Origin of the sequence: Aquitalea sp. FJL05, from assembly GCF_003852595.1 — a bacterium.
Lineage (GTDB): Bacteria > Pseudomonadota > Gammaproteobacteria > Burkholderiales > Chromobacteriaceae > Aquitalea > Aquitalea aquatilis.
Genome location: NZ_QAJS01000011.1, coordinates 1 through 202 on the forward strand (window position 1 = coordinate 1; position 202 = coordinate 202).

The window sequence follows — 202 nt, forward strand, 5'->3', positions numbered from 1 at the left end:
GGGCGTTTAGCTCAGTTGGTAGAGCGTCTGCCTTACAAGCAGAATGTCGGCGGTTCGACTCCGTCAACGCCCACCAAGGTTTGGAGTGGTAGTTCAGTTGGTTAGAATACCGGCCTGTCACGCCGGGGGTCGCGGGTTCGAGTCCCGTCCACTCCGCCAACAGATTAGTCGCAGTAACCCTTTCGGGCGTTTAGCTCAGTTG

2 tRNA genes are annotated in these 202 nt (G+C 57.4%); both read left to right on the forward strand.

Annotated features, from left to right (window positions below):
* Nucleotides 1-76, forward strand: a tRNA-Val gene (locus DBR44_RS11250).
* A 6-nt stretch (nucleotides 77-82) separates the two neighbouring features.
* A tRNA-Asp gene (locus DBR44_RS11255) sits at nucleotides 83-159 on the forward strand.
* Nucleotides 160-202: the final 43 nt, after the last annotated feature.